Annotated in this window: 1 protein-coding gene; it reads left to right on the forward strand. The window is 48.1% G+C overall.

The features are described 5' to 3' along the window. Positions 1-372 precede the first annotated feature (372 nt). Positions 373-903 (forward strand): replication/maintenance protein RepL, encoded by a 531-nt coding sequence (locus SC206_RS05075; protein ID WP_332734816.1) that lies wholly within the window; start codon positions 373-375, stop codon positions 901-903. The last annotated feature ends 553 nt before the right edge of the window (positions 904-1,456 follow it).

Below are 1,456 nucleotides of genomic sequence, written 5' to 3' on the forward strand. Positions count from 1 at the left end.
TAACAGGTGGTTGCGCTCACTGCGTGATCACAACCACCCCTTGCCAGTTTGTTAGGCCATTTTGAGCGTCAAGGTCAGGCCGCTACGCGGTCGCCGATGGCGAACCTTGACCCCCAAAATGCCCGACCAAAGGGAGGGAGCTACTTATAGTTTTCTTATGGTTTTCAGCATCTCAATAGACCCCTATTGAGATATAGAAGGGGGGTGTTATTAACTAACTGTTTTTATTATATGTTTTAGGGGGGGTAGTCTCACCAGCTATGAGACTCGGTAGTCTCATCAGCTATGAGACTCCCCTTTACAACCCAACTCACTAGATGATACAACCTAAATCAAACCAAAGGGCAAAAAAAGCACAAACGGAGAGGTCAAATGAGTGAGGTTGTATCAAGCGGTGAGACTAACCAGTCTCACCAGGACAATGATAATTTCAATTTCGTGCAGCTCTCTCGTAGCTATCTAAGTCAAATGCGGAAATTAGCCCGTAAAAGCCCCATAGCGCACGAAGTCTTGTATTACCTAGTGGAACACATGGGTAGAACGACAAATGCCGTTATATGCAGTTATACGACGTTGTGTGAGGTCACTGGAGTTAGCAGACCAACCATTGGAAGGGCTATAAAACTTCTGAAAGACGAGAACTGGATCGATGCAGTTAAGGTTGGTAACGCTAACGCTTACTGCGTGAACGAACGTGTGTTCTGGCAATCAGGAAGGAACCAAAGGCAATATGCAATATTCTCTGCAACAGTGATTGCCTCTGCTTCGGAGCAAGATAGCAACTTCCAAGAAAAGGCAAAACACAAGCTCACGTACATACCAGTAATTGGGAAAACGGACATTGTAATAACTGGTGATGACAAGCTACCACCGCCAGATCAAGGTGACTTAGAACTGCTTTAGAACCGAGTGAAAGCCAGTCAAGGGCGCGTAGCGGCGAAGCGAACCCTTTACGGGCTGTAACGACCCCACCCTTGGCGAAGGTGGTTGGTTTCACGAAGTGAGGCCAACCACCTGTTAAGCCGGTTTTAAAGCCCTTAAAGCCCTTTCAATACTGTGTGACGCAGATCACAAATCCAGTCGGTGTGAAATTACATGCAGGATAGCAGTAAAGTGCCAAAAGTAAGGAAACGTGTGCCACTTTCCTTACTTTTCCCCTTTACTGCCCTGTGCTTGCAGCAGGCTTATTTAAAACCCGACCACCTGAAACAAGGCTACCCAATGTTGCTACGCAATCGGGCCTTGCGAGGGGTGCTGCCCCCTCGACCCCCAAATAACTAAACTACGGGACAGGAAATGTTTTGTAGCACCGCCACTCTGTGCCGGCCTCCAAAATCCTACGTCAGGGCTACGCCCCGACACCCAAAATCAAATGCGCTTAACAGGTGGTTGCGCTCACTGCGTGATCACAACCACCCCTTGCCAGTTTGTTAGGCCATTTTGAGCGTCAAGGTCA

It is taken from the genome of Rouxiella sp. T17, assembly GCF_036663475.1.
Lineage (GTDB): Bacteria > Pseudomonadota > Gammaproteobacteria > Enterobacterales > Enterobacteriaceae > Rouxiella.

What these genes read in the sequence shown, in the direction of transcription:
- SC206_RS05075 (WP_332734816.1), top strand. Translation starts at nt 373, where the DNA reads ATGAGTGAGGTTGTATCAAGCGGTGAGACTAACCAGTCTCACCAGGAC.